Source organism: Paraburkholderia saeva (genome assembly GCF_907164555.1).
Lineage (GTDB): Bacteria > Pseudomonadota > Gammaproteobacteria > Burkholderiales > Burkholderiaceae > Paraburkholderia > Paraburkholderia saeva.
The window spans coordinates 709,407-731,012 of the sequence record NZ_CAJQZC010000002.1 but is presented as its reverse complement, the minus strand read 5'-3'; the positions used below and the strand labels follow the sequence as shown (position 1 = coordinate 731,012).

The window sequence follows — 21,606 nt, the reverse complement described above, 5'->3', positions numbered from 1 at the left end:
GGTCACTGCCCGGCCTGCCCTGACGAAGCGCCTTCCGCGCCGGCCGTCGCGGTACCTGCATCTGCACCGCTCGCACCCCTGGCCGGGCCTGCGTTCTTCGGCGGGACGATCCGCACGGGTGCGCCGTTGACGATCGAATCCTGCGGATTGAGGATCACCTTCTCGTCGCCCTGCAAACCGGATGCGACGGCTACGCGGGTGCCGAAGTCCGTCCCGAGCGAAACGGTCAGCAGTTTCACGCGGCTATCGGGCGTCACGGTGGCGACCTTCACGCCGTCCGGCCGGAACAGGAACGCGTTGCCCGGCAGCGTGAACGGCGCGGCGCCCGCGCCGAGCGCGAAGTGCACCTGCGCGTACGCGCCCGGCAGCAGATCGCCGTTGCGGTTGTCGACGTCGACTTCCACGAGCATCGTGCGCTGCGTCGCATCGACGGAGCCAGCGGTGCGCGCGACCTTGCCCGGATAGTGTTTCGCCGGCGTTTCGGTGAGCGTGAGGTAGGCGTTCTGCTGCGCCTGCACCTGTTGCGCGTAAGCCTGCGGCACGTTGACGTAGACCCGCAGCCGGTCTGCCTGCGCGATGTGGAACAGCTCCTTTGCCGGGCCGCCCGAACTGCCCGCATCGATCAGCGCGCCGACATCCACGTTGCGCGCGGTGACGATGCCGTCGAACGGCGCGAAGACCTTCTGGAACGACTGCGTCTTTTCAAGCCGCGCGACATTGAAACGTGCGGCGTCGAGCGTCGCTTTCTTTGCAAGCATGTCGCCGACCTTCTCGTCGGTTTCCTGCTTCGAGACCGAGTTGCTTTTCAGCATGTCGGTCCAGCGGTCGGCGGTCGTTCTGGACAGCGCGTAATTCGCCTGCGCGTTCGCGAGATCGGCGCGCGCCGCGCGCAACTGGTCGTCGACTTCCGGTGTGTCGATCTCGGCGAGCAGCTGGCCGGCCTTTACGTGCGCGCCGATGTCGGCGTACCACTTGCGCAGATAGCCGTTCGTGCGCGCGTAGATCGGTGTGTCGAGAAACGCCTGCACGTTGCCCGGCAGCACGAGATCGAGTGCTGCATCCGACTTCTTCGGCAGCACGACTTCGACGCTCGTCTGGCTCGCATGAACCGCATCGCGCTCGAGCGCGGCATGCGCGCTGCGACGCGACCAGATGCCCTGCACCGCGAGCAGAACCACGACGACGACCGCGACCACGACGGGCCAGCGCGCGCGCTTCGGCGTCGCCGTCGCCTTCGTCTTCAGGTGCGCGTCGTCGTGACGCTCAGGACCTTTGCCTTCCATCAATGCCCCACATCAGGATGTTTTTGAACCACGTTTTCCGACGCGCGCAGACGCCGCGCCGCGAGTCGTCGATAGATCAGCGAGAACACCACCGGCACGAAAATCAGCGTCGCGAGCGTGCCGACCGTCAGGCCGCCGATCACCGCGCGGCCAAGCGGCGCGTTCTGCTCGCCGCCCTCGCCGAGGCCGATCGCCATCGGCACCATGCCGATCACCATCGCGAGCGCGGTCATCAGCACCGGCCGGAAGCGCGTGAAACCCGCCTCGATGGCGGCGCGGGTCGCATCGCCGTGTTCGAGCAGCTGTTCGCGCGCGAAGCTGATCACGAGAATCGAGTTGGCGGTCGCGATGCCGATACACATGATCGCACCCGTCAGCGCCGGAATCGACAGCGTAGTGCCGGTGAGGAACAGCATCCAGACGATGCCCGCGAGCGCGCCCGGCAGCGCGGTAATGATGATGAACGGATCGAGCCACGACTGGAAGTTCACCACGATCAGCAGATACACCAGCACAATCGCGAACACGAGCCCGGCGAAAAGCCCGGAGAACGAATCGTTCATCGTCTGCACCTGGCCGCGCAGTTCGATCGTCGAGCCCTTCGGCAAGTCTGCCTTCGCTTCGGCGATGATCTTCGAGATGTCGTCGGAGACCGCGCCAAGGTCGCGACCATCGGCCGTGCCATAGATATCGATCGTCGTTTGCGCGTTGTAGTGGTTGATGACTGCGTTGCCGGCTTCGCGGTGCATCGTTGCAAGCGAGCCGAGGATGTTGCTCTTGCCATTCGCGTTAAGCGGAATATTCGCGAGCGACTGCAGCGAATCGATCGTGTACTGGGGCGCTTCCGTGATCACGTTGTAGCTCACGCCATTGCGCGGATTCAGCCAGAACGTCGGCGTCGTCTGCTGGCTGCCCGAGAGCGTGATCAGCAGGTTGCTCGCGACGTCTTTCTGCGTGAAGCCGGCCTGCTGCGCGCGCGTGCGGTCCACGTCGATGAAAATGCGCGGCAGGTCGGAAGGCTGCTGGATGCGCGCATCGGCGAAACCGGGCACGGTGCGCAGGCGGTCGAGCAGACGCGCGGCGAACGCCCGGTTGCCGTCGACGTCGCGCCCCACGACCTGGATATCGATCGGCGACGGCATGCCGAAGTTGAGCGTCTGGCTCACGATATCCGCAGGCAAAAACGCGAACTGCACGCCCGGGAATTCGTCGCTGAGCGTACGGCGCAGTGTGCGCACGTATTCAGCGGTCGGATGATGATTTTCGTTCAGCGTAATGAGCACGTCGGCGTCCGATGTGCCGATCGTGCCGGTGTTGCTGTATGACAGGTTGATGCCCGACACCGGCAGGCCGATATTGTCGATCAGCGAATGCAGTTCGGCAGGCGGAATCAGCTGACGAATCCGCGTATCGACGCGATCGGTGACGACCGCCGTTTCCTCGACCCGCATGCCGGTTTTCGCGCGCAGGTGCAGCGCGATCGTGCCCGCGTCGACCTGCGGGAAAAAATCGCGGCCGAGAAACGGCATCAGCAGCATCGAGCCGCCGCAGCATGCCAGAAACACGATCACGAACACGCCCGGCCGCGCGACGCGCGCTTCCAGAAACACGCGATAGCGGCTGCGCACGTTCTCGAAGCCGCGCTCGAACGCCAGATGGGCGCGCATGAACGGATTGCGCGTCGTTTCGCTCGCGTGCAGGTCTTCCTTGCGATGGTGGTTGCGCAGCAGATATTTCGCGAGCGTCGGCACGAGCGTCCGCGAAAAGAAGTACGACGCGAGCATCGCGAAGACGACCGCCTCGGCAAGCGGAATGAACAGATAGTGCGCGACGCCTGTCAGCAGGAACATCGGCACGAACACGATACAGATCGACAGCGTCGAAACGAGCGTCGGAATTGCGATCTGATGCGCGCCATCGAGAATCGCCTGTTCCAGATTCTTGCCCTGCTCCAGCTGATGGCTGATGTTCTCGATCGCGACGGTCGCGTCGTCCACCAGAATCCCGACCGCGAGCGCGAGCCCGCCGAGCGTCATGATGTTGATGGTTTCACCGAGCGCGGACAGCGCGATGATCGACGTGATCATCGAAAGCGGAATCGACACGGCGATGATCAGCGTCGCGCGCCAGTTGCCGAGAAAGAGCAGGATCATGAGGCCGGTGAGGCCGGCGGCGATCAGCGCTTCGCGCAGCACGCCCTGCACCGAGGCGCGCACGAACAGCGACTGGTCCGCGACGGGATCGATGTTGAGCGACTCGGGCACGAGATTGCGCAGCGTCGGCATCATGTCCTTGATGCGCTGGACGATTTCCAGCGTCGACGTGTTGCCGCTCTTGTTGATCGTGAGGAGCGATGCGCGCTGGCCGTTCACGCGCACGATGTTCGTCTGCGGCTGGAAGCCGTCGCGCACGTGCGCGACGTCGCGGATATAAACGGTGCCGTTCGCCGTGGATTTGATCGGAATATTGTTCAGGCCAGCGAGCGAATCCGGGCTCGCGTTCATCTGCACCGAATATTCGGTCGAACCAATTTTCGCGGTGCCCGACGGCAGGATCAGGTTCTGCGCGGTCACCGCGTTCACCACGTCCATCGGCGACAGATTGCGCTCCTGAAGCTTGCGCGAGTCGATGTCGACCATGATCTGGCGCTGCTTGCCGCCATACGGTAGCGGCGCGGACGCGCCTGGCACGGTGGCGAGCTGCGTCTTCAGGAAGTTATTGCCGAAGTCGAACAGTTCCTGCTCGGTAAGCGAGGGCGACGACAGCGACAGCCGCAGGATCGGCACCGTCGACGCGTTGTAGCGCAGGATGTTCGGCGGCGTGATGCCAGGCGGCAGCGAACGCAACTGGGTTTGCGACAGCGCGGTGACTTCGGCCAGCGCCTCGTCGATATTCGCGTGCGGCTGGAAGAAGATCTTGATGACCGCGATGCCGTTGTGCGAAGTCGATTCGACGTGCTCGATATCGTTCACCGCCACCGAAAGCCCGCGCTCGTAGTTGAGCACGATGCGCTTTTCCATCTCGTCTGCAGGCAGCCCGTTGTACGACCAGATCACCGAGAGCACCGGAATGTCGATGTTCGGGAAGATGTCCGTAGGCGTGCGCATGATCGTCAGCGGCCCGACGATCAGCAGCAGCAGGGCGAGGACGATGAAGGTATACGGGCGCCGTAGCGCGAGTCGAACGATCCACATGGAACGGCGCGAGTCTGGGGAGGTCGGGTGAAAGCCGGGCTGGCTGCGCCGCGTGCGTGGCCTGCGTTGCGCTAACGATGGCTGCGCCCGGCATGCGCGACAGGAATATAACGCGTATCGTAGTCCTCATGCATCATTTTCGGATACGCGTTCCGCAAGGTTTATGATGGACCTGTTACGACGCATTACACGCGCGGCCGCTGGTTGGGGTTTCGTAAGTCGAATGTACGAATTGGGGGGTGTTGGGCCCTTTTTTTTCGCTTTCCCAAGCGGTACAAAACGTGAACAATGAGTTTGAAGGCCTCTTCCGCGTTCCACGCGATGCAGGTTAGGTGCGCACGCAACGTTTCTGGCAAAGCGGCGCTTTTATCGCCACACGACCGGCGCTTCATCCGAGCCGGCAAAGAGAACGGGGAAACATCATGCAAGTCGGTTCTATCGTCCGCTCCGTGCATATCGCCGTGCCCCAGGGTGCGCGCGGTATCGTCATGCGAATTCTTGGCGACATGGCCATGGTGGCGTGGTACGCCGGTGAACCCGGTACGTCGATCCAGCTGAATACCGAACCTTTCTTCCTTGAAGACCTGATCGACACGGGCGAGCAGGTTCGCCCCGCCAGCGCGCAGATGCACTGAATGCGGTGACGCGCGCCGCCCATCGACGCGGCGCGCAGTTGAGGATTGCGGAATGTCCGGGGCGCGGACGGCGCCGGCGGCTCGCGCGCCCGTCGCCAGCGTGACAGACGCGCCGATACGTCCTGAGATTGCCTGATATGCCGCTGTGACAGGTGCGTCACGCGTCTCGCTCGTCATCGCGGGCGGCGCGGCGCACAATGCGGGCATGAACGACGACACCCCTGATCTCCAGGACGGCGCTTCCCGCACTGTCCCTTTCGCCCGGCTGACGCCGGAATGCGTGCTCGACGCGATCGACAGCGTCCTGATTCCCGCCGGCCAGCGCACCGATGGCCGCATGCTCGCGCTCAACAGCTACGAAAACCGCGTCTTTCAGGTGGGCGTCGAAGACGGGCCGCCGGTTGTCGCGAAGTTCTATCGTCCCGAACGCTGGACCGACGAAGCCATTCTCGAAGAGCATGCTTTCGTCGCGCAGCTGGCCACGCGCGAGATTCCGGCGGTGCCGGCGCGCGTCGACGACGGCCGTTCGCTGCATACGTTCGATGGCTTTCGCCTCGCGATCTTCGAGCGCCGTGGCGGACGCGCGCCCGATCTCGATCGCAGCGACACGCTCGAATGGCTCGGCCGCTTTGTCGGACGCATTCACGCGGTGGGCCAGATCGAGCCGTACATGTCACGCCCGGTGCTCGACATCCAGAGCTTCGGCTATGAGCCGCGCGATTTTCTGCTCGAACAGCGGTTTGTCCCCGATGACGTCCGGACAGCGTGGGAAACGGCGGTGAATCTGGCACTGGAGGGCGTCGAGCGCGCATTTGAACGCGCCGGCGATATCCGTCTGCTGCGCGTTCATGGCGACTGTCATCCGGGCAACGTGCTGTGGACCGACGCCGGCCCGCATTTCGTCGACTTCGACGACAGCCGGATGGCGCCCGCTATCCAGGATCTGTGGCTGCTGTTGCCGGGCGAACGCGCGGCGGCATCGCGTGCGTTGACGGATCTGCTGGCCGGATACGAGGACTTCTGTGAATTCGATCCGCGTGAACTGTATCTCGTCGAAGCGCTGCGCACGCTGCGGTTGATTCACTACTCGGCGTGGCTCGCCCGACGCTGGGACGACCCCGCGTTTCCCGCGGCGTTTCCGTGGTTCAACACGCAGCGTTACTGGGAAGACCGCATCCTCGAACTGCGCGAGCAGATCGGCGCGATGCAGGAGGGGCCGCTCTGGCCCGTCTGATTTTTTACGCCGGGCAGGCGCTCAGGGTGCGCTGATTGCGACGCGCGCGCCGTCGAGCGTCGATTTCACGATGATCTGTGCGCGCACGTCGCGACTGACGATTTCCATCGCCGGGCGCATCTGCGCGAATTGATCCGGCGAGCAGACGTCGCTGTCGAAATGCGTGCTGCCGTCACGCGTGACCTCGATGACCCGCGTCTGTGGGTCGAACGTGTACTGCGAGCGGAAATCGAGGAAACGGTCCTGCGTCTGCGCCGGTTCCGGCATGTCGAGCACGCGGAAATTTGCCGGCAGCGTGATCCGTGTGTGCTCGTGCAGTTCGATGTTGCGGCACACGAACGGCTGCGTGCGCTGGCGTTCGCCCAGCCAGTAGCGCGTATCCGATTCGAAGCCGCCAGCGAGGCTCGTGAGCGTCGGAATCGAAGCCGCTGCGCCCGGCACGACGAGACTTTCCAGCGTGCCGCGCATCGTGAGGACGAGCGGGCCGTCGGCGGCGGCGAGGTTGCTGGTGGTGAGTGTTGCCGCACCACGCAGGTTCGCGTTGCGCAATTCGCCCTGAAGCGATTCCTCACGCTGCGCGGGCGTCTGCATGCGCAGCATCGTGCGGCCCTGCTCGGCCGCCCAGCCTGTCGCTTCCACCCGGTACACGAACGTCGCCGAGCCGTCCGGCGTCATGACAATCGAAAGATCCGTGCGACGTGCCATCGCCGCCGTCGAGGGCGTGTGCGCAAGCACGCCTTCGTTGACCAGCAGCGCCGGGCGGTTCATGTCCGTCGAAGGCAGGAAACCGAACTCGACGTTCGTCGCCGTGGAATCGGCGTACAGCTGCAGGTCGGGCAACCACGAAATCACATGATTGATGACGCCGTAGCCGGGCACCGTCGGCAGCGAATAGATGGTGCCGCTGTTGATGAGCGCCGGCTCGCTGCGGATGCCGACCGCGTCGAGCAGCGCGCCGTACAGCGCGACGTGGTCCTTGCAGTCGCCATAGCGGTAAGCGAGCACCTCGCTCGCGCGATGCGGGATCACCGCGCCCCGTCCGACGTTGATCGCGACGTAGCGCACGTTGCGGCGCATCCAGTCGTAGAGCGTCTTGGCCTTCGCGCGCGGGGTGGGGTCGTTCGCGGTGAGCGTGCGGGCCAGCGCGACGACCGCAGGATCGGCCGCACTCGCATCGACCGACGAAGCACGGTACGTCGCCGCGAACGCCGCGTAGTCGGGAAACGTCGACACCATCAGGCGGTCGCCATACGACACGTACGCCACCGAGCCGTATTCGAGCCGCCCGAAATGCGCCTTGTCATAGCGGAATTCATAGCGCGTGCGTCCATGATCGGTGACGGGCGCGATCGTCGTGAATCCGCGCGCGTCCGCGTAGAGCGGCTTTACGGCGGGCAGGTCGTAGATGAGGCTGAAATTGTGCGTCGGCGCGAGGTCCGGCGGCGTGAAGTCGCTGAAATGGCCCGGCACGATCGGCACCTTCTGCGTTTTCCGGTACGTGAGGTGCACGCGTGCGCCCGGTTCGACTGCCGGAAAGACGATCACCTTTTCCTGGATGTCCTGAAACATCGGCGCATCGAACGAACGCGCCTCCTGCACGTCGCGCACCTGCTCCGGTCCGACGTCGTGACGCGTGCCGTCCGCGCCTGTCGTATACGCCTCGACGATCGCGACGTCCGCCATGTTGCGGTTGAACCAGATGTACTGCTGCGCAACCCGCGCGACGCCTGCCTCGTTGTTGACGAGCAGCGTCATCGAATCGAGCTTGGTATAGGAGCCGTCTTCGTTGACGGTGAACGTCTGCGTTTCGCCTTCATTGGTGTACGGCTCGACCGGCTGGGCCGAAGGCGTGGCGAAGACGGCGCGGGCAGCCGTCGACCAGACGAACGTCAGGATGCAGGCAAGCTGAAGGAAGCGCATGGTGGGTTCTGGCATCCAGACGAACGGCGACGACGGTTATGGGGCAGTCCCGTCTACTTAAAGGTCTGACGAAGGCAAAGTCAAGCGGCCACCCCGCATAGCGCGAACGATCGTTTTCGGGTGAGAGCCAGCGGCGCTGACTGCCCCGACGCAGGCCGCCCTGACGTGGGCCGCCCTTTCGCGGGCCGCCCGTTTGTCATACGGCGTAACGGCAACGTAATGCAGGCTGGATTGAGAAAAATCACGGACTATGTAATGATAGCCATTCTCATTTGAAAGGCATCGCCAGCCACTGTCACATTTCTCCTCTGTGTGATGGCCAGCCAGCTACGCCTTTTGCCGGATGCGGCCGCTGTTCCAGTCTTGCCCGTCTGATGCAATCCACCCAGATTCACGCCAGTGGCGCGCCCCCGTAAGGATCTCGCCGCGAGCTGGTCGTGAGCTTTTGCCATTGCGCCTGGAGCCTGATGTGAACGCGCCTGAATCGATCGAAGCACAACCCGCCGCGCCTGCTGGCGCGACGCACTACAAGCCGCACGCCGTCGAACCGGACCATCATCTGATGGACGACGCCCAGCAGGCTGCGCGCCGCCAGCGTTCGCGTCGCGCGACGTTTATCAAGTGGCTACGCAAGGTGCATGGCTGGGTCGGCCTGTGGGGCGCGGTGTTGGGGCTGATGTTCGGCTGCACCGGCTTTCTGCTGAACCATCGGGCGGGGCCGCTCAAGGTGTCGACCGGCGAACCGCAGGTCGAGCAGCTGCAGATCGCGCTGCCGGAAGGTAGCAAGTTCAAGACGCCGATGGATATGGCGCACTGGCTGAAGAGCGAACTGAAGATTGACGGTAAGCCTGGCCGGCCCCGTCGCGAGCCGGCGCATCCGGTGGCATGGGGCGACCATAGCGTCGTCCAGCCGGAGTTCTGGCAGGTCGGCATTGCCGGCCCGAAGAACGGCGTGCAGGCCGAGTACTGGGTAGGCAACGGCTACGTGACCGTCAAGCGCACGGAAAACTCGTTCCTCGCGACGATGACCAATCTCCACAAGGGCGTTGGACTGAGCATCGGCTGGGTGCTTCTGATCGATACGATCGCGGGCAGCCTGATCCTGCTGTCGCTCACCGGCGTGCTGTTGTGGACGGAGCTGAACCGCCGGCGCACGATCGGTGTCGTGCTGGTGCTGGGGTCGATCGCGGCGGCGGTGCTTGCGGGCACGTTCTAGGGGGCGTTGACGCCGTTCTTACACGCTGCAGGTTGCGTTGCCGCCTGCCGCGACTTCCCGGGCGGCCTTCGCGCCTTCCACCTGAAGCAGCGTCGGCAGCGAGACGCCGTTCTTCGCCGCCGTCACCTCAGCGAGAATCGATACGGCGATCTCCGGCGGCGTGCGGCTGCCGATGTAGATGCCAACCGGCCCGTGCAGTCGCGCGAGTTCGGTTTCGTTCAGATCGAACTCCTTTAACCGCTCGCGCCGCGCGGCGTTGTTGCGCCGCGAGCCGAGGGCGCCGACATAGAACGCGGGCGTTTTCAGCGCTTCCATCAGCGCGAGATCGTCGAGCTTCGGATCGTGCGTGAGCGCGATCACGGCGCAGCGTTCGTCGAGCTTCATCTCAAGCACCGTATCGTCCGGCATCGTGCGGACGATCTTCGTGCCCGGAATGTCCCACTCGTCGGTGTACTCTTCGCGCGGGTCGCACACGGTGACCTGATAGTCGAGCCCGACCGCGATGTTGCAGAGGTAGCGCGAGAGCTGCCCCGCGCCGATCACCAGCATGCGGTAGCGTGGGCCGTGAATCGTCAGAAGGCGCCGTTCGTCGAAATCGACGCCGTCGGTGGCCTGCGCCGGCATGAGGCGCACCGCGCCCGTCGCCATGTCGACCGTACGCGCGACGAGTTGCCCGCGTTCCACCGAATCGCACAGTGCGGCGATGCCGCTTTCCTTCGTCAGCGGTTCGAGTACGAGCTGGATCGTGCCGCCGCACGGCAGGCCGAAGCGGTGGGCTTCCTCGGCGGTGATGCCGTATTTGACGGCTTCCGGCCGCGTCTGCTCGATGCCGCGCTGACGCACGCGATCGATCAGATCGTCTTCGATACAGCCGCCCGACACCGAGCCGACGACGAGGCCGTCGTCGCGCACGGCGAGCATCGCGCCCTCGGGACGCGGCGACGAGCCCCACGTCTTCACGACCGTCACCAGCAGCGCGCGATGCCCCTGTTCGAGCCAGCGGGCGCTGGATTTCAGGACTTCGAGATCCACGCTTTCCATGATTTCTTCCTTTTCCCTGCGTCTTCCCCGGCTGCGGCGTCGGGAGATTCCGCATCTTCGCCTGATTCTAGCGGGGCTGCTTCGGACGCGCTGGCGTCGCCGGATTCGCCCGGCTCGCCCGCACCTCCCTCGCCTGTCACTTGCGCCGTGAAGCGCTTGAAGAACTCGCCCGCGATCTTGCGCGCCGCGCCGTCGACGAGCCGCGAGCCGATCTGCGCGAGCTTGCCGCCCACCTGCGCGGTGGCGGTATACGAGAGCTTCGTCGACGCTTCGCTGTCCGCTTCGAGCGTGACGTGGGCGCTGCCCTTGCCGAAGCCGGCAGCGCCGCCCTGTCCTTCGAAGACGATCGTGTAGGTATTCGGCGCATCGATGTCGGTGAGCAGCATGCGGCCCTTGAAGCGTGCCTTCACCGGCCCGACCGATGCGCTCATCGACACCGCGTAGGCGTTCTCGCCGTCAGGCTCGATGCTGTCGCAGCCGGGAATCGACGCGCGCAGGATCGCGGTGTCATTGAGCGCCTCCCACGCGCGTTGCTGCGGGACTGGCAGCGTATAACTTTCGGTCAGTTCCATGCAAATGCTCCTCCTGTCCCATCCAGGCTGGTAGTGGTTATTGTCGCTGCACGCGTCGCGCGGGGCGCGCGTGTGAGCTGTGCGAGATCGCGGCCAAAAGCCGCGAGGCTCTCCAGATTGTGGACCGGCCGGTGTGCGTCCACATACGGCAGCATCGCCTGCACGCCGCGTGCGCGCGGCGCGAATTCGCTGTACCGCAGCAACGGGTTCAACCAGACAATGCGATGCGCGAAGCGGTGCAGTCTTGCCATTTCGGTCTGCAGCACGTCGATCGCTTCGTGATCGAGGCCGTCGGTCACGAGCAGCACCGTGGCTCTGCCCGTCAGCACGCGTCGTGCCCAGCGGCGGTTGAATTCGGCGAGCGCCGCGCCGATGCGCGTGCCACCGGACCAGTCCACGACCTGTTCCGCGATGGTTGCAATCGCAACGTCAGGATCGCGTTCACGCAGCGCGCGCGTCGCGTTCGTGAGGCGCGTGCCGAACAGGAACACCTGCAGCCGTTCGCGCGATTGCAGGAGCGCGTGGCAGAAGTACAGCACGGCGCGCGAATAGCTGCTCATCGAGCCGGAGATGTCGAGCAGCAGAACGAGGGGCGGTTTGCGCTCCACGACGGCGCGGTATTTCCACACGGTCCAGTCGCCGCCCGCGCGTACCGCGTGGCGCGCGCTGGCGCGCAGGTCCGCATGCGTGCCGCGCGACGAAGCCTTGAGGCGACGGGTCCGTTCCGTCGCGAGCGGCAGGCGCTGGCCGCGTATCAGATGGCGCAGCGTGCGCCATTCGTCGGCAGTGAGCGTATCGAAGTCGCGGTGGCGCAGGCGTTCTTCGGCGCTGAAGGTCACGTGCGCGTGCAGTTCGTGCTGTTCGGTTTCCTGCGGCTGGTGACCGGCCTTCGATGGCGGCGGCCGCACCGCGAGCGCATCCGCGAGGCGATTGTTGCGGCGCGGTGGCGGCAGGCCGCCACGCACCTTCGGCAGCAGCAGCGCGCGCAGCTTGCCTTCCCAGTCGGGGTCGCGCCAGAAGAGGTCGAAAGCTGCGTTGAAGAGGTCGCGCTCGTCGGGCGCGGACACGAGCAGCGCGGAGAGCGCCGCGCGCACGTCGTCGCGGCGTTCCAGGTCGATCCAGCGCAGCGCTGCGAGCGCGTCGACGGCCTGGGCGGGCGACATCGGCAGGCCCGCGCCGCGCAGCACGCGCACGAAATGCACAACGTTGTGCGCCAGCGTGGGGACGTCCTGCGCGCCTTCCGCGTTTGCCTTGAGCGCTGCGAAAGCAAGGTCGCGCGTCGACATGCCGGCGGCATCGGGCGGACGGGAGGGGCGCGGGTCTGGCATCGCCATTACTCCGGCACCGCGAGACATTGCGCAATCTCCTGCGCGTCGATCCTCGCCAGATCGTCCTGATACTTGAGCAGCACGCCGAGCGTGTTCTGGACAGATTGCGGATCCAGTTCCGTCACGCACAGCGCGGAAAGCGCGCGGCACCAGTCGATCGTTTCGGCGATGCCGGGCGCCTTGAACAGGTCCATGCCACGCAACCGGTGCACGAAATCGACGGCGCGTCGTTGCAGATCCGCCGAGGTTTCGGGCGCACGCGCGGCAACGATGGCCCGTTCCCGGTCGCGGTCGGGATAACCGATCCACTGGTACAGGCAGCGGCGCTTCAACGCATCGTGCACTTCACGCGTGCGGTTCGACGTCATCACGACAAGCGGCGGCTGTGCGGCGCGCACCGTGCCGTATTCAGGAATCGACACCTGGAAATCGGAGAGCAGTTCGAGCAGGAACGCCTCGAACGGTTCGTCGGCGCGGTCGATTTCGTCGATGAGCAGCACGCGCCGCGCGCCCGGGTGATGTTCGTCGGGCATCAGCGCCTGCAGGAGCGGACGCTTGAGCAGGAATTCGCTGCGATAGAGCGTGTCGTTGCCGGGGCGCTCGCCGGCGGCTTCGGCGAGCCGCAGCGCCATGATCTGGCGCGGGTAATCCCACTCGTACAGCGCGCTGGCCGTGTCGAGCCCTTCGTAGCACTGCAGACGCAGCATTGTCGTGCCGAGCATGCCTGCTGCGGCCTTCGCGAGTTCGGTCTTGCCGACGCCCGGCTCGCCTTCGACGAAAAGCGGCCGCTCCATGCGCAACGCGAGATAGAGCGCCGTCGCAAGCTCGCGGCTCGCGAAGTATCCCTGAACGGTGAGTGCTTCCAGGGTGGCGTCGATGGAATCGGGCTGCGTGGTTGTCATCGGTGAGCTCATGGCGCGGCGATATTGCGAAACGGCGGATCGGGCGGCGAGGCGGTGAGCGACGGGCGACGGTTGACGTACAGCGCCCGGCGCGGATCCATGTTACCGCTGGACCCGCGCCGCCCGCTGGCGACCGCAGCTTTCGGTCATTCGTCAGTTACCCGCCGCTTGCCGCGTAAAAGACTTCAGCCGCTGCTACTGTCCCCGCCGATCGCCCGCGCCGCCAGCACCGGAATCAGATGCGCGCGATAGTCGGCGCTCGCGTGCATGTCGGTGTTGAGGTTGCTGGCGTCGATTGTGACCCCGCGTGCCGCTGCCTGCGTGAAGTTCGCGCTGAGCGCCTGCTCCAGCGCCGTCGCGCGAAACACGGACGAAGCCGCGCCCGTCACAGCCACACGCACGCCGTCCGCGCTTTTCGCCACGAACACGCCCACCAGCGCAAAGTGCGACGCCGGGTTGCGAAACTTCTCGTAGGCGCTGCGCTCGGGCACCGGGAACTCGACGGCGGTGATCAGCTCGTCCGGTTCCAGCGCGGTCTCGTACATGCCGACGAAGAAATCGTCAGCGGTGATCCTCCGCCTGTCCGTGACGACGGTCGCATTGAGGCCGAGCACCGCGGCCGGATAGCACGCCGCCGGATCGTTGTTTGCGAGCGAGCCGCCGATCGTGCCGAGCGCGCGCACCTGGCGGTCGCCGATGTGCGCGGCGAGCCCGGCGAGCCCCGGCAGCACGCGCTGGATGTCGGCGTTGCCGGCGACATCCGCGTGACAGACCGCGGCGCCGATCGTCACCGTTTTCGCGTCGACCTTGATCTCCTTCAACGCGGCAATGCGCGTGACGTCGATCAGTTGCGAAGGTTGCGCGAGGCGCAGGCGCATCGTTGGCAGCAGGCTTTGTCCGCCCGCGAGGTATTTGGCGTCGCTGTCCGCGTTCAGGGCCGAAACGGCGGCTTTCGCGTCGGATGCGCGTTGATAGTCGAATGCATACATGTCGGCTTCCTCCGCTTATGTCGTCGGGTTTTGAGCGGCGCGGATCGCGGACCATACGCGATGCGGCGTCGCGGGCATTTGCAGGTCCGTCACGCCGAGCGGCGCGAGCGCATCGAGGATCGCGTTGATCACCGCCGGCGGCGAACCGATTGCGCCCGCCTCGCCGCAGCCTTTCACGCCGAGCGGGTTATGCGTGCACGGCGTGCCCTTCGAGGTCTCGACGGTGAAGCTCGGCAGATCGGACGCGCGCGGCATCGCGTAGTCCATGTACGAACCGGAGAGCAGCTGGCCGCTCTCGTTGTCGTACACGCAGCGCTCGAGCATCGCCTGGCCGACGCCCTGTCCGATGCCGCCGTGCACCTGCCCTTCGACGATCATCGGATTGATCACGTTGCCGAAGTCGTCCACGGCCGTGAACTGCTGGATGCGGCATTCGCCGGTGTCGACATCGACTTCCATTTCGCAGATGTACGCGCCCGCCGGATACGTGAAGTTCGTCGGATCGTAGAAAGCGCTTTCGTCGAGGCCCGGTTCGAGTTTGTCGAGCGGGTAGTTGTGCGGCACGTACGCCGCAAGCGAGATGTCGGCGAAGGCCTTCGTGCGGTCCGTGCCCGCGACGCGGAACACGCCGTCCTTGAACTCGATGTCTTCGGCGGCCGCTTCGAGCAGGTGTGCGGCGATCTGTTTGGCCTTCTTCTCGATCTTGTCGAGCGCCTTCATGATCGCCGAGCCGCCCACCGCGATCGAGCGCGAGCCGTACGTGCCCATGCCGAACGGAATGCGTCCCGTGTCGCCGTGGACGATCTCCACGCTTTCGAGCGGAATGCCGAGCCGGTCGGAAACCACCTGGGCGAACGTCGTTTCGTGACCCTGGCCGTGGCTGTGCGAACCGGTGAAGACTGTGACGGAGCCGGTCGGGTGCACGCGGATCTGGCCGACTTCGAAGAGACCCGCGCGCGCGCCGAGCGCGCCCGCGATGTTCGACGGCGCGAGGCCGCACGCTTCGATGTAGCACGAATAGCCGAGGCCGCGCCGCTTGCCGTTCTTCTCCGATTCCTGCCGGCGCGCGGCGAAGCCTTTCACGTCGGCGAGTTCGATCGCGCGGGCGAGAAGGGGTTCGTAGTCGCCGGTGTCGTAGGTGAGACCGACCGGCGTCGCATACGGAAACTCATGAATGAAGTTGCGCCGGCGGATTTCGGCCGGGTCGAGCTTCATTTCGCGCGCCGCCGTTTCGACGAGCCGCTCGACCACGTACGTCGCTTCCGGGCGGCCGGCGCCGCGGTAGGCGTCGACCGGCACCGTGTTCGTGAAGACCGCTTTGACTTCGGCGTAGATCGCGGGGGTCGCGTACTGGCCGGCGAGGAGCGTCGCGTAGAGGATCGTCGGCACGCTGGAGGCGAACGTCGACAGATACGCGCCCATGTTCGCGATCGTGTGGACGCGCATCGCGAGGAATTTGCCGTCGGCGTCCATCGCCAGTTCGGCTTTCGTCACGTGATCGCGGCCGTGCGCGTCGGAGATGAAGGCTTCCGAGCGTTCCGCGGTCCACTTCACCGGACGGCGGATTTTCTTCGAAGCCCACGTGAGCGCGACGTCTTCGGCATACAGGAAGATTTTCGAGCCGAAGCCGCCGCCCACGTCCGGCGCGATGATGCGCAGTTTCGATTCAGGCAGGCCGAGCACGAATGCGGCCATCAACAGGCGCTCGACGTGCGGATTCTGGTTCGCGACGTAGACCGTGTAGCTGTCGTCCTGCTGCGACCAGCTCGCGTTGACCGCGCGCGGTTCGATGGCGTTCGGGATCAGGCGCTGGTTGACGATGTCGAGGGTCGTGACGTGCGCGGCTTTGGCGAAGGCGGCGTCGGTGGCCGCCTTGTCGCCGTGGCCCCACGTGTAGCACGTGTTGTCGGGCACTTCGTCGTGAACTGCGGGCTGGCCGGGGTCGGCCGCGTGCGCGGTGTCGACAGTGGCGGCCAGCACGTCGTAGTCGACGTTGATGAGTTCGGCGGCGTCTTTGGCGGCCTTGATCGAATCGGCGATCACGAGCGCGACCTGGTCGCCCACGTGGCGGGCCTTCGTGTGAGCGATGACCGGATGTGGCGGCTCGTTCATCGGCTTGCCGTCGACGCTGTGGATGAGCCAGCCGCATGGCAGGCCGCCGACGCTGTCGGCGGCCATATCGGCGCCGGTAAAGATGGCGACGACGCCGGGCGACGCTTTGGCCGCGGCCGTATCGATGCTTTTGATGCGTGCGTGCGCGTGCGGCGAGCGCAGGAAGACCGCGTACGTCTGCTGCGGCAGAACGACGTCATCGGTGTACTGGCCGTTGCCGGTCAGGAAGCGATAGTCCTCCTTGCGTTTGACGGAGGCGCCGATCATGCGATGGGTATCGGGTGCGTTCATCGTCGGCTCCTCAGGCGGTGACTTTGGCGGATGCGTCTGCTCTGGCGTTGCTGCCGGCGGATTTCATGCCGGCGGCGCCTTCGAGGACGGCCTTGACGATGTTGTGATAGCCCGTACAGCGGCACAGGTTACCGTCGAGCTGGCGGCGCACATCGGCTTCAGTGGCGTCGGGATGGGACTGAACGAGCGCGGTGGCGCTCATCACCATGCCGGGCGTGCAGAAGCCGCACTGGAGGCCGTGGCAGTTACGGAAGGCTTCCTGCATCGGATGGAGCGCGCCGTTTGCGGCGAGGCCCTCGATCGTCGTGATGCTGGCGCCTTCCGCCTGGACTGCGAGCATGTTGCAGGACTTGATGGCGCGACCGTCGAGGTGCACCGTGCAGGCGCCGCACTGGGCCGTATCGCAGCCGATGTGCGTACCGGTGAGGCGAAGCTGGTCGCGCAGGAACTGGACTAGCAGGGTGTGGGGCTCGATTTCGGCGGTTACCGGTGCGCCGTTTACTGTCAGGCTGATGCTGATTGCCATTGACTGTCTCCTTGGGGGATAGAGACCGGTACGAAGCTCACATTGCCACTACCTGTTCCGACTGCCTGCTGTGAGGTTCGTGCGGGTTTGGTCTGGTTTTTATGCTTGCAGCGAAAAGTAGATCACAAATCGGGGGCAGGGGGTATCGGGGTTTGGGGCCCGTTTCCTGGCCCTGGGTTGGTTTTGTTGTTCTGCGGTTCTTTGGCGTTGCCTTTTTATCGCTTCGGTCACTTTGTGTTGCCCTTTTGGCGGGGCGGCATTTCGGTTTTTCGCGCCGAAGCTGGGTCTTTGCTTTTGGCCTTTCCTTGAATTCGTGTCGGTCTATTGGTGTTGCCCCTGTGCGGGGCGGCACTTACTTTTCTTTGTCCCCCAAGGGGACTTCCTTCGGGGCGTCTTCCAAAGAAAAGTAAGCAAAAGAAAGGCGCTTCGAAAACTTGCCTCTTCCAGGTGTGTCATCGCCGGGGAATGGCCACCCATGAAGTGTCGCCCCCACACATCATGGGACATAGGTCCTCGCGCGATCCCAGCCCGCGCGCATTCCACCCCTGTGACATGGCCGTCATCCACCCGACTCCGCGCTACGCGCGTCGTCGACCGGCATAACCCTTCCTCGCCTCTGGTTCGCGCCAGTCGCTTGGCCCATCGCAGCCCGAATCCGGCGGCGCTGAGCGGCCGCACCGCGACGCACGGAGTGCGGAGTGGGATGAATGAGCCCTGTGTCACGGGCGGTGCTGTGCGGAAGATCAGATCGTGCGCGGACCGATACGGCTTCACGCGCGGGGGCGACACCTCACGGGTTGCCATTCACCGCGAGTGACACACCGAGAAAAGCTGAGTTTTCGAAGCGCCTTTCTTTTGCTTACTTTTCTTTGGAAGACGCCCCGAAGGAAGTCCCCTTGGGGGACAAAGAAAAGTAAGTGCCGCCCCGCAGAGGGGCAACGCCAATAGACCGACACGAATACAAGGAAAGGCCAAAGCAAAGCCCCAGCTTCGGCGCGAAAAACCGAAACGCCGCCCCGCACAGGGGCCGACAAAACCATTAATGATTCAACTTCGACCGCTTCCTTGAATACCCAAAATAAATCACCATCCCAATCACGAGCCAGACAACAAACGCGATCCAGGTAATGGCCTGAAGATTGATCATAAGAAACAGACACGAAGCAACCGCAAGCACCGGCACAACCGGCACACCGGGGCACCGGAAAGCCCTCGGCAACTCCGGATGGGTCCGCCGCAAAACAAGAACGGCCACAGACACCATCGAAAACGCCGCCAGCGTGCCAATATTGATCAGCTCTGCAAGCACGTTCAACGGCACCAGCGCCCCAATCAGACCAAAGAAAATCCCGACGATCCACGTCGTCAGAAACGGCGTCGCAAACTTCGGATGCACCTTCGAAAGCGCCGCCGGCAACAACCCGTCCCGCGACATCGCGAATATCACCCGCGTCTGCCCATATCCCATCACCAGGATCACGGTCAGCATCCCAAGCACCGCACCAAGATCGATAAACCCCGCCACCCACTTCTGTCCGGCAACCTGTAGCGCATACGAAACCGGGTGCGAAATGTTGGCGAACTGCGCAGACGGCACAATCCCCGTCACCACCGCCGCCACGGCCACGTACAGCACCGCGCACACACCCAGCGAGGCAATGATCCCGATCGGCAGGTCCCGCTTCGGATCGCGCACTTCCTCAGCCGCCGACGACACGGAATCGAAGCCGATAAACGCAAAGAACATGACCGCGGCCGCGCCAAATACGCCGTTCCAGCCGTTCGGCATGAACGGATGCCAGTTCGCCGGCGTGACGTGAAACACCCCCACCCCAATCACCAGCAGCACAACGGTCACCTTGATCGCGACCATCACGTTATTGATGCGCGTCGATTCACGCACGCCAATCGACAGCAGCGTCGTGATGGCCATCATCACGAGAAACGCAGGCAGGTTGAAGAGCGTCGCGACGCCCGGCACGGCGCCCGGCGCGGCCGTCAGCGCGACCGGCAGCGAAATGCCGAAGCCCGCCAGCAGCGATTGCAGATAGCCCGACCAGCCAACCGAAACGGCCGAGGTCGCGAGGCCGTATTCCAGCATCAGGTCCCAGCCGATGATCCACGCGGCCAGTTCGCCAAGCGTCGCGTACGAATACGTGTAGATGGAGCCCGCAACCGGAATCGTCGAAGCGAACTCGGCGTAGGCGAGCGCCGCAAAGCCGCACGCGACGGCGGCAACGAGAAAGGAAATCATCAGCGCCGGGCCAGCCTGTACGGCACCCGTGCCGGTCAGCACGAAAATCCCCGTGCCGATAATGGCGCCCACGCCAAGGAAAGTCAGGTCCAGCGCGCCCAGCGCCTTCTTGAGGCCAGCGTTCCGGGCGCCGGCCAGCATGTGTTCGACGCTCTTCTTGCGGAAAAGAGACATTGGCGAAGTTCTCCTGAAAAGCACGCAATCCGCGCGCCGAATGTCGGGGAAAACCCGCAATTCTAGCGGACGCGCGCCAGGATCCGTCGCGAAGCTGCAGCCCGCATGACAAGGCGTAAAAAGGGAAATGCGTGAGATCGCCCGGAATTGGGGCGCGCATTTTCGCGACAGGCAACCGCGCCACGATTTTCCGCTCGCTATCTGGAGCGGATCGGCAGGAAGTAACCTTTAACTGCGTGTGACGAGCAACCGTTGCAAAGGCGTGTGCTTAACCCGCCATCGCGGGGTTGAGGTCGACGAGGCGGTTGCTCATCACATAGAACGTGAGCTCGGCGTTGTTGTTCAGCTTCATCTTTTCGAGCAGACGCGTGCGGTACACGCTGACTGTCTTCACCGACAGCGACAGCGCGTTGGCGATGTCGGTCAGCCGCTTGCCGGACGCGAGCATGCACAGCGTCTGGTATTCGCGGTCGGAGAGTTTCTCGTGCGGCATCTGTTCGCCGTCGAACGAGACGTAATCGGCGAGCGCCTCGGCCATCGCGGGGCTGACGTATTTGCGGCCGGCGGCGACCTGCTGAATGGCGGCGATCATCTGCGCGGCATCGACCGTCTTCGACAGATAGCCCGAAGCGCCGGCCTTGAGTGCCCGCACGGCGTATTGATCCTCGCGATACATCGAAAACATCATCACAGGTACGCGCGGCACCTTGCGTTTGACGCGCTTCAACACTTCGACGCCGTTCATGTCGGGCAGCGAAATGTCGAGCAGGACGATGTCGAACGCGTGCTTCGAGACGGCGGCGAGCGCTTCGCCGCCCGTTTCGGCCTCGGCGACGTCGCTCGCCACGCCGCGGTCGAGCAGCAACTGCCGCACGCCCTGGCGAACCACGGCATGGTCTTCGACAAGCAGGATGCGCAGGCTTTTCATCGGCAGCTCAGCAGGACAGCACGTGATGCGCGTCGTGGGACGGCGATTCGGCCAGCAGCGCGTCCCACGCGAAACGCGCCCGTACGGTTGTGCCGCGTGTGCCCATTGTGCCGCCCGTGCCGTTCATGCTGCGTGCGCCGGCGGCGTCGCCGCGATCGCTCGCTTTGCGCCGCAAGCCCGGTTCCGCGCCCGCGACGATCCGCAGCGTGCCATCGAACGCCGCGCACCGGGCGCGCATGCCTGCGAGGCCGAAGCCGCCCTGGTCGTCGCTGCGCGGCATGGCGGCGCGGCGGGAAATGCCGATACCGTCGTCGGCGATGGTGAGTGTCAGGTGACGCCGTGAGCTTTCGAGCCGGACGTCCGCAGCGCTTGCCTGGGCGTGCTTCGCGACGTTGTTGAGCGCTTCCTGCGCCGCACGGAATACGGCGAGCGAAGCGGCGGCGGGGAGTTGCGTGAGCCGCACGTCGGCCGCGCAGACAAAACTGGTGCGCAGGCCCGTGCGGGCGGCGAACTCGTTCACCCACTGCGACAGCGTGCCGACGATACCCGCTTCCATTTGCGGACCATGCAGATCGGCGACGGTGCGGCGCGTGGCTTCGCACACGGCATCGAGCGAGCGTCTGACGGCTGCGAGCGCGGCCACGCATTGCGGCGGCGCATCGGCGGGTAGCCATGTATCTACGTTCGCAAGCGCGAAACGTGTGGCGGTCAGTTCGGCGCCGACGCCGTCATGCAGTTCGCGTGCGAGCTGGCCGCGCGTGCGTTCCTGCGCCTCGATCAATTCGGCCGCCAGTTCCCGCACGCGCGCATGAAGCTGCGCGAGCTCGCGGGTAGCGGCTGCCGGGACGGCGTCCGCCGCCATCTGGAGCGACGTGGAAGCGACATGTGCCGCGGCTGCAAGCGCGTCGGCTGAAGAAGACAGGTCGAAAATGGCCGCGCTGCAGGCTTCCCGCGCGGCGGGAGCCAGCGCATTCGCGTTCATCGAAATCACTGTCGACGTATCCATG

16 protein-coding genes are annotated in these 21,606 nt (G+C 64.9%); 3 read left to right on the top strand and 13 right to left on the bottom strand.

Going from position 1 to position 21,606, the window contains the following annotated elements; genetic code table 11:
- Window positions 1-2 precede the first annotated feature (2 nt).
- Window positions 3-1,283 carry an efflux RND transporter periplasmic adaptor subunit gene (locus tag LPA36_RS07550; protein ID WP_228875500.1) on the bottom strand — a complete coding sequence of 427 codons (1,281 nt, stop codon included), beginning with the start codon at window positions 1,281-1,283 and terminating at the stop codon, window positions 3-5.
- Window positions 1,283-4,477, bottom strand: a complete 3,195-nt coding sequence (locus LPA36_RS07545) for an efflux RND transporter permease subunit (protein WP_228875499.1) — start codon at window positions 4,475-4,477, stop codon at window positions 1,283-1,285. The genes LPA36_RS07550 and LPA36_RS07545 overlap by 1 nt, the downstream gene beginning before the upstream one ends.
- Window positions 4,478-4,899: 422 nt before the next feature.
- On the opposite strand from LPA36_RS07545, the gene LPA36_RS07540 reads away from it, so the two are divergent.
- Window positions 4,900-5,112, top strand: coding sequence for a hypothetical protein (locus LPA36_RS07540; protein WP_090534767.1), 213 nt, complete (start codon window positions 4,900-4,902; stop codon window positions 5,110-5,112).
- A gap of 205 nt (window positions 5,113-5,317) precedes the next feature.
- On the top strand, window positions 5,318-6,346 hold the full coding sequence (locus tag LPA36_RS07535) for a serine/threonine protein kinase (RefSeq protein ID WP_228875647.1): 1,029 nt from the start codon (window positions 5,318-5,320) through the stop codon (window positions 6,344-6,346).
- Window positions 6,347-6,367: 21 nt separating this feature from the next.
- On the opposite strand, the gene LPA36_RS07530 is transcribed toward LPA36_RS07535, so the two are convergent.
- Entirely contained in the window at window positions 6,368-8,266 is a 1,899-nt protein-coding gene (locus tag LPA36_RS07530) for a DUF3857 domain-containing transglutaminase family protein (protein ID WP_228875498.1), read from the bottom strand.
- A 469-nt stretch (window positions 8,267-8,735) separates the two neighbouring features.
- Here LPA36_RS07530 and LPA36_RS07525 point away from each other — a divergent pair, with 469 nt between their 5' ends.
- Window positions 8,736-9,482 carry a PepSY-associated TM helix domain-containing protein gene (locus tag LPA36_RS07525; protein ID WP_228875497.1) on the top strand — a complete coding sequence of 249 codons (747 nt, stop codon included), beginning with the start codon at window positions 8,736-8,738 and terminating at the stop codon, window positions 9,480-9,482.
- A gap of 18 nt (window positions 9,483-9,500) precedes the next feature.
- Here the strand turns inward: LPA36_RS07525 and LPA36_RS07520 are convergent, their stop codons facing one another.
- From LPA36_RS07520 to LPA36_RS07475, 10 genes are all read right to left on the bottom strand, one after another.
- Window positions 9,501-10,523 carry an XdhC family protein gene (locus LPA36_RS07520; RefSeq protein ID WP_228875496.1) on the bottom strand — a complete coding sequence of 341 codons (1,023 nt, stop codon included), beginning with the start codon at window positions 10,521-10,523 and terminating at the stop codon, window positions 9,501-9,503.
- Window positions 10,496-11,095, bottom strand: coding sequence for a CoxG family protein (locus LPA36_RS07515; protein ID WP_228875495.1), 600 nt, complete (start codon window positions 11,093-11,095; stop codon window positions 10,496-10,498). The genes LPA36_RS07520 and LPA36_RS07515 overlap by 28 nt, the downstream gene beginning before the upstream one ends.
- Window positions 11,086-12,381, bottom strand: coding sequence for a vWA domain-containing protein (locus tag LPA36_RS07510; RefSeq protein WP_407674238.1), 1,296 nt, complete (start codon window positions 12,379-12,381; stop codon window positions 11,086-11,088). Before LPA36_RS07510 ends, LPA36_RS07515 begins: the two co-directional genes overlap by 10 nt.
- A 47-nt stretch (window positions 12,382-12,428) precedes the next feature.
- Window positions 12,429-13,325, bottom strand: a complete 897-nt coding sequence (locus LPA36_RS07505; protein ID WP_228875493.1) for an AAA family ATPase — start codon at window positions 13,323-13,325, stop codon at window positions 12,429-12,431.
- 185 nt (window positions 13,326-13,510) lie between these two features.
- A complete protein-coding gene (locus LPA36_RS07500) occupies window positions 13,511-14,314 on the bottom strand; it encodes an FAD binding domain-containing protein (protein ID WP_228875492.1) in 804 nt (267 codons plus the stop codon).
- A 15-nt stretch (window positions 14,315-14,329) separates the two neighbouring features.
- Window positions 14,330-16,717 carry a xanthine dehydrogenase family protein molybdopterin-binding subunit gene (locus tag LPA36_RS07495; protein WP_228875491.1) on the bottom strand — a complete coding sequence of 796 codons (2,388 nt, stop codon included), beginning with the start codon at window positions 16,715-16,717 and terminating at the stop codon, window positions 14,330-14,332.
- Window positions 16,718-16,727: 10 nt separating this feature from the next.
- Complete coding sequence (locus tag LPA36_RS07490; protein ID WP_228875490.1) at window positions 16,728-17,243, bottom strand: (2Fe-2S)-binding protein; 516 nt, start codon at window positions 17,241-17,243, stop codon at window positions 16,728-16,730.
- Window positions 17,244-18,282: 1,039 nt separating this feature from the next.
- Window positions 18,283-19,671, bottom strand: a complete 1,389-nt coding sequence (locus LPA36_RS07485; protein WP_228875489.1) for an amino acid permease — start codon at window positions 19,669-19,671, stop codon at window positions 18,283-18,285.
- 268 nt (window positions 19,672-19,939) lie between these two features.
- On the bottom strand, window positions 19,940-20,599 hold the full coding sequence (gene rqpR, locus LPA36_RS07480) for a response regulator transcription factor RqpR (RefSeq protein WP_228875488.1): 660 nt from the start codon (window positions 20,597-20,599) through the stop codon (window positions 19,940-19,942).
- A gap of 7 nt (window positions 20,600-20,606) precedes the next feature.
- The gene (locus tag LPA36_RS07475; protein WP_228875487.1) at window positions 20,607-21,605 is read right to left on the bottom strand and encodes a sensor histidine kinase; all 999 of its coding nucleotides are present in this window, start codon (window positions 21,603-21,605) and stop codon (window positions 20,607-20,609) included.
- Window position 21,606: the final 1 nt, after the last annotated feature.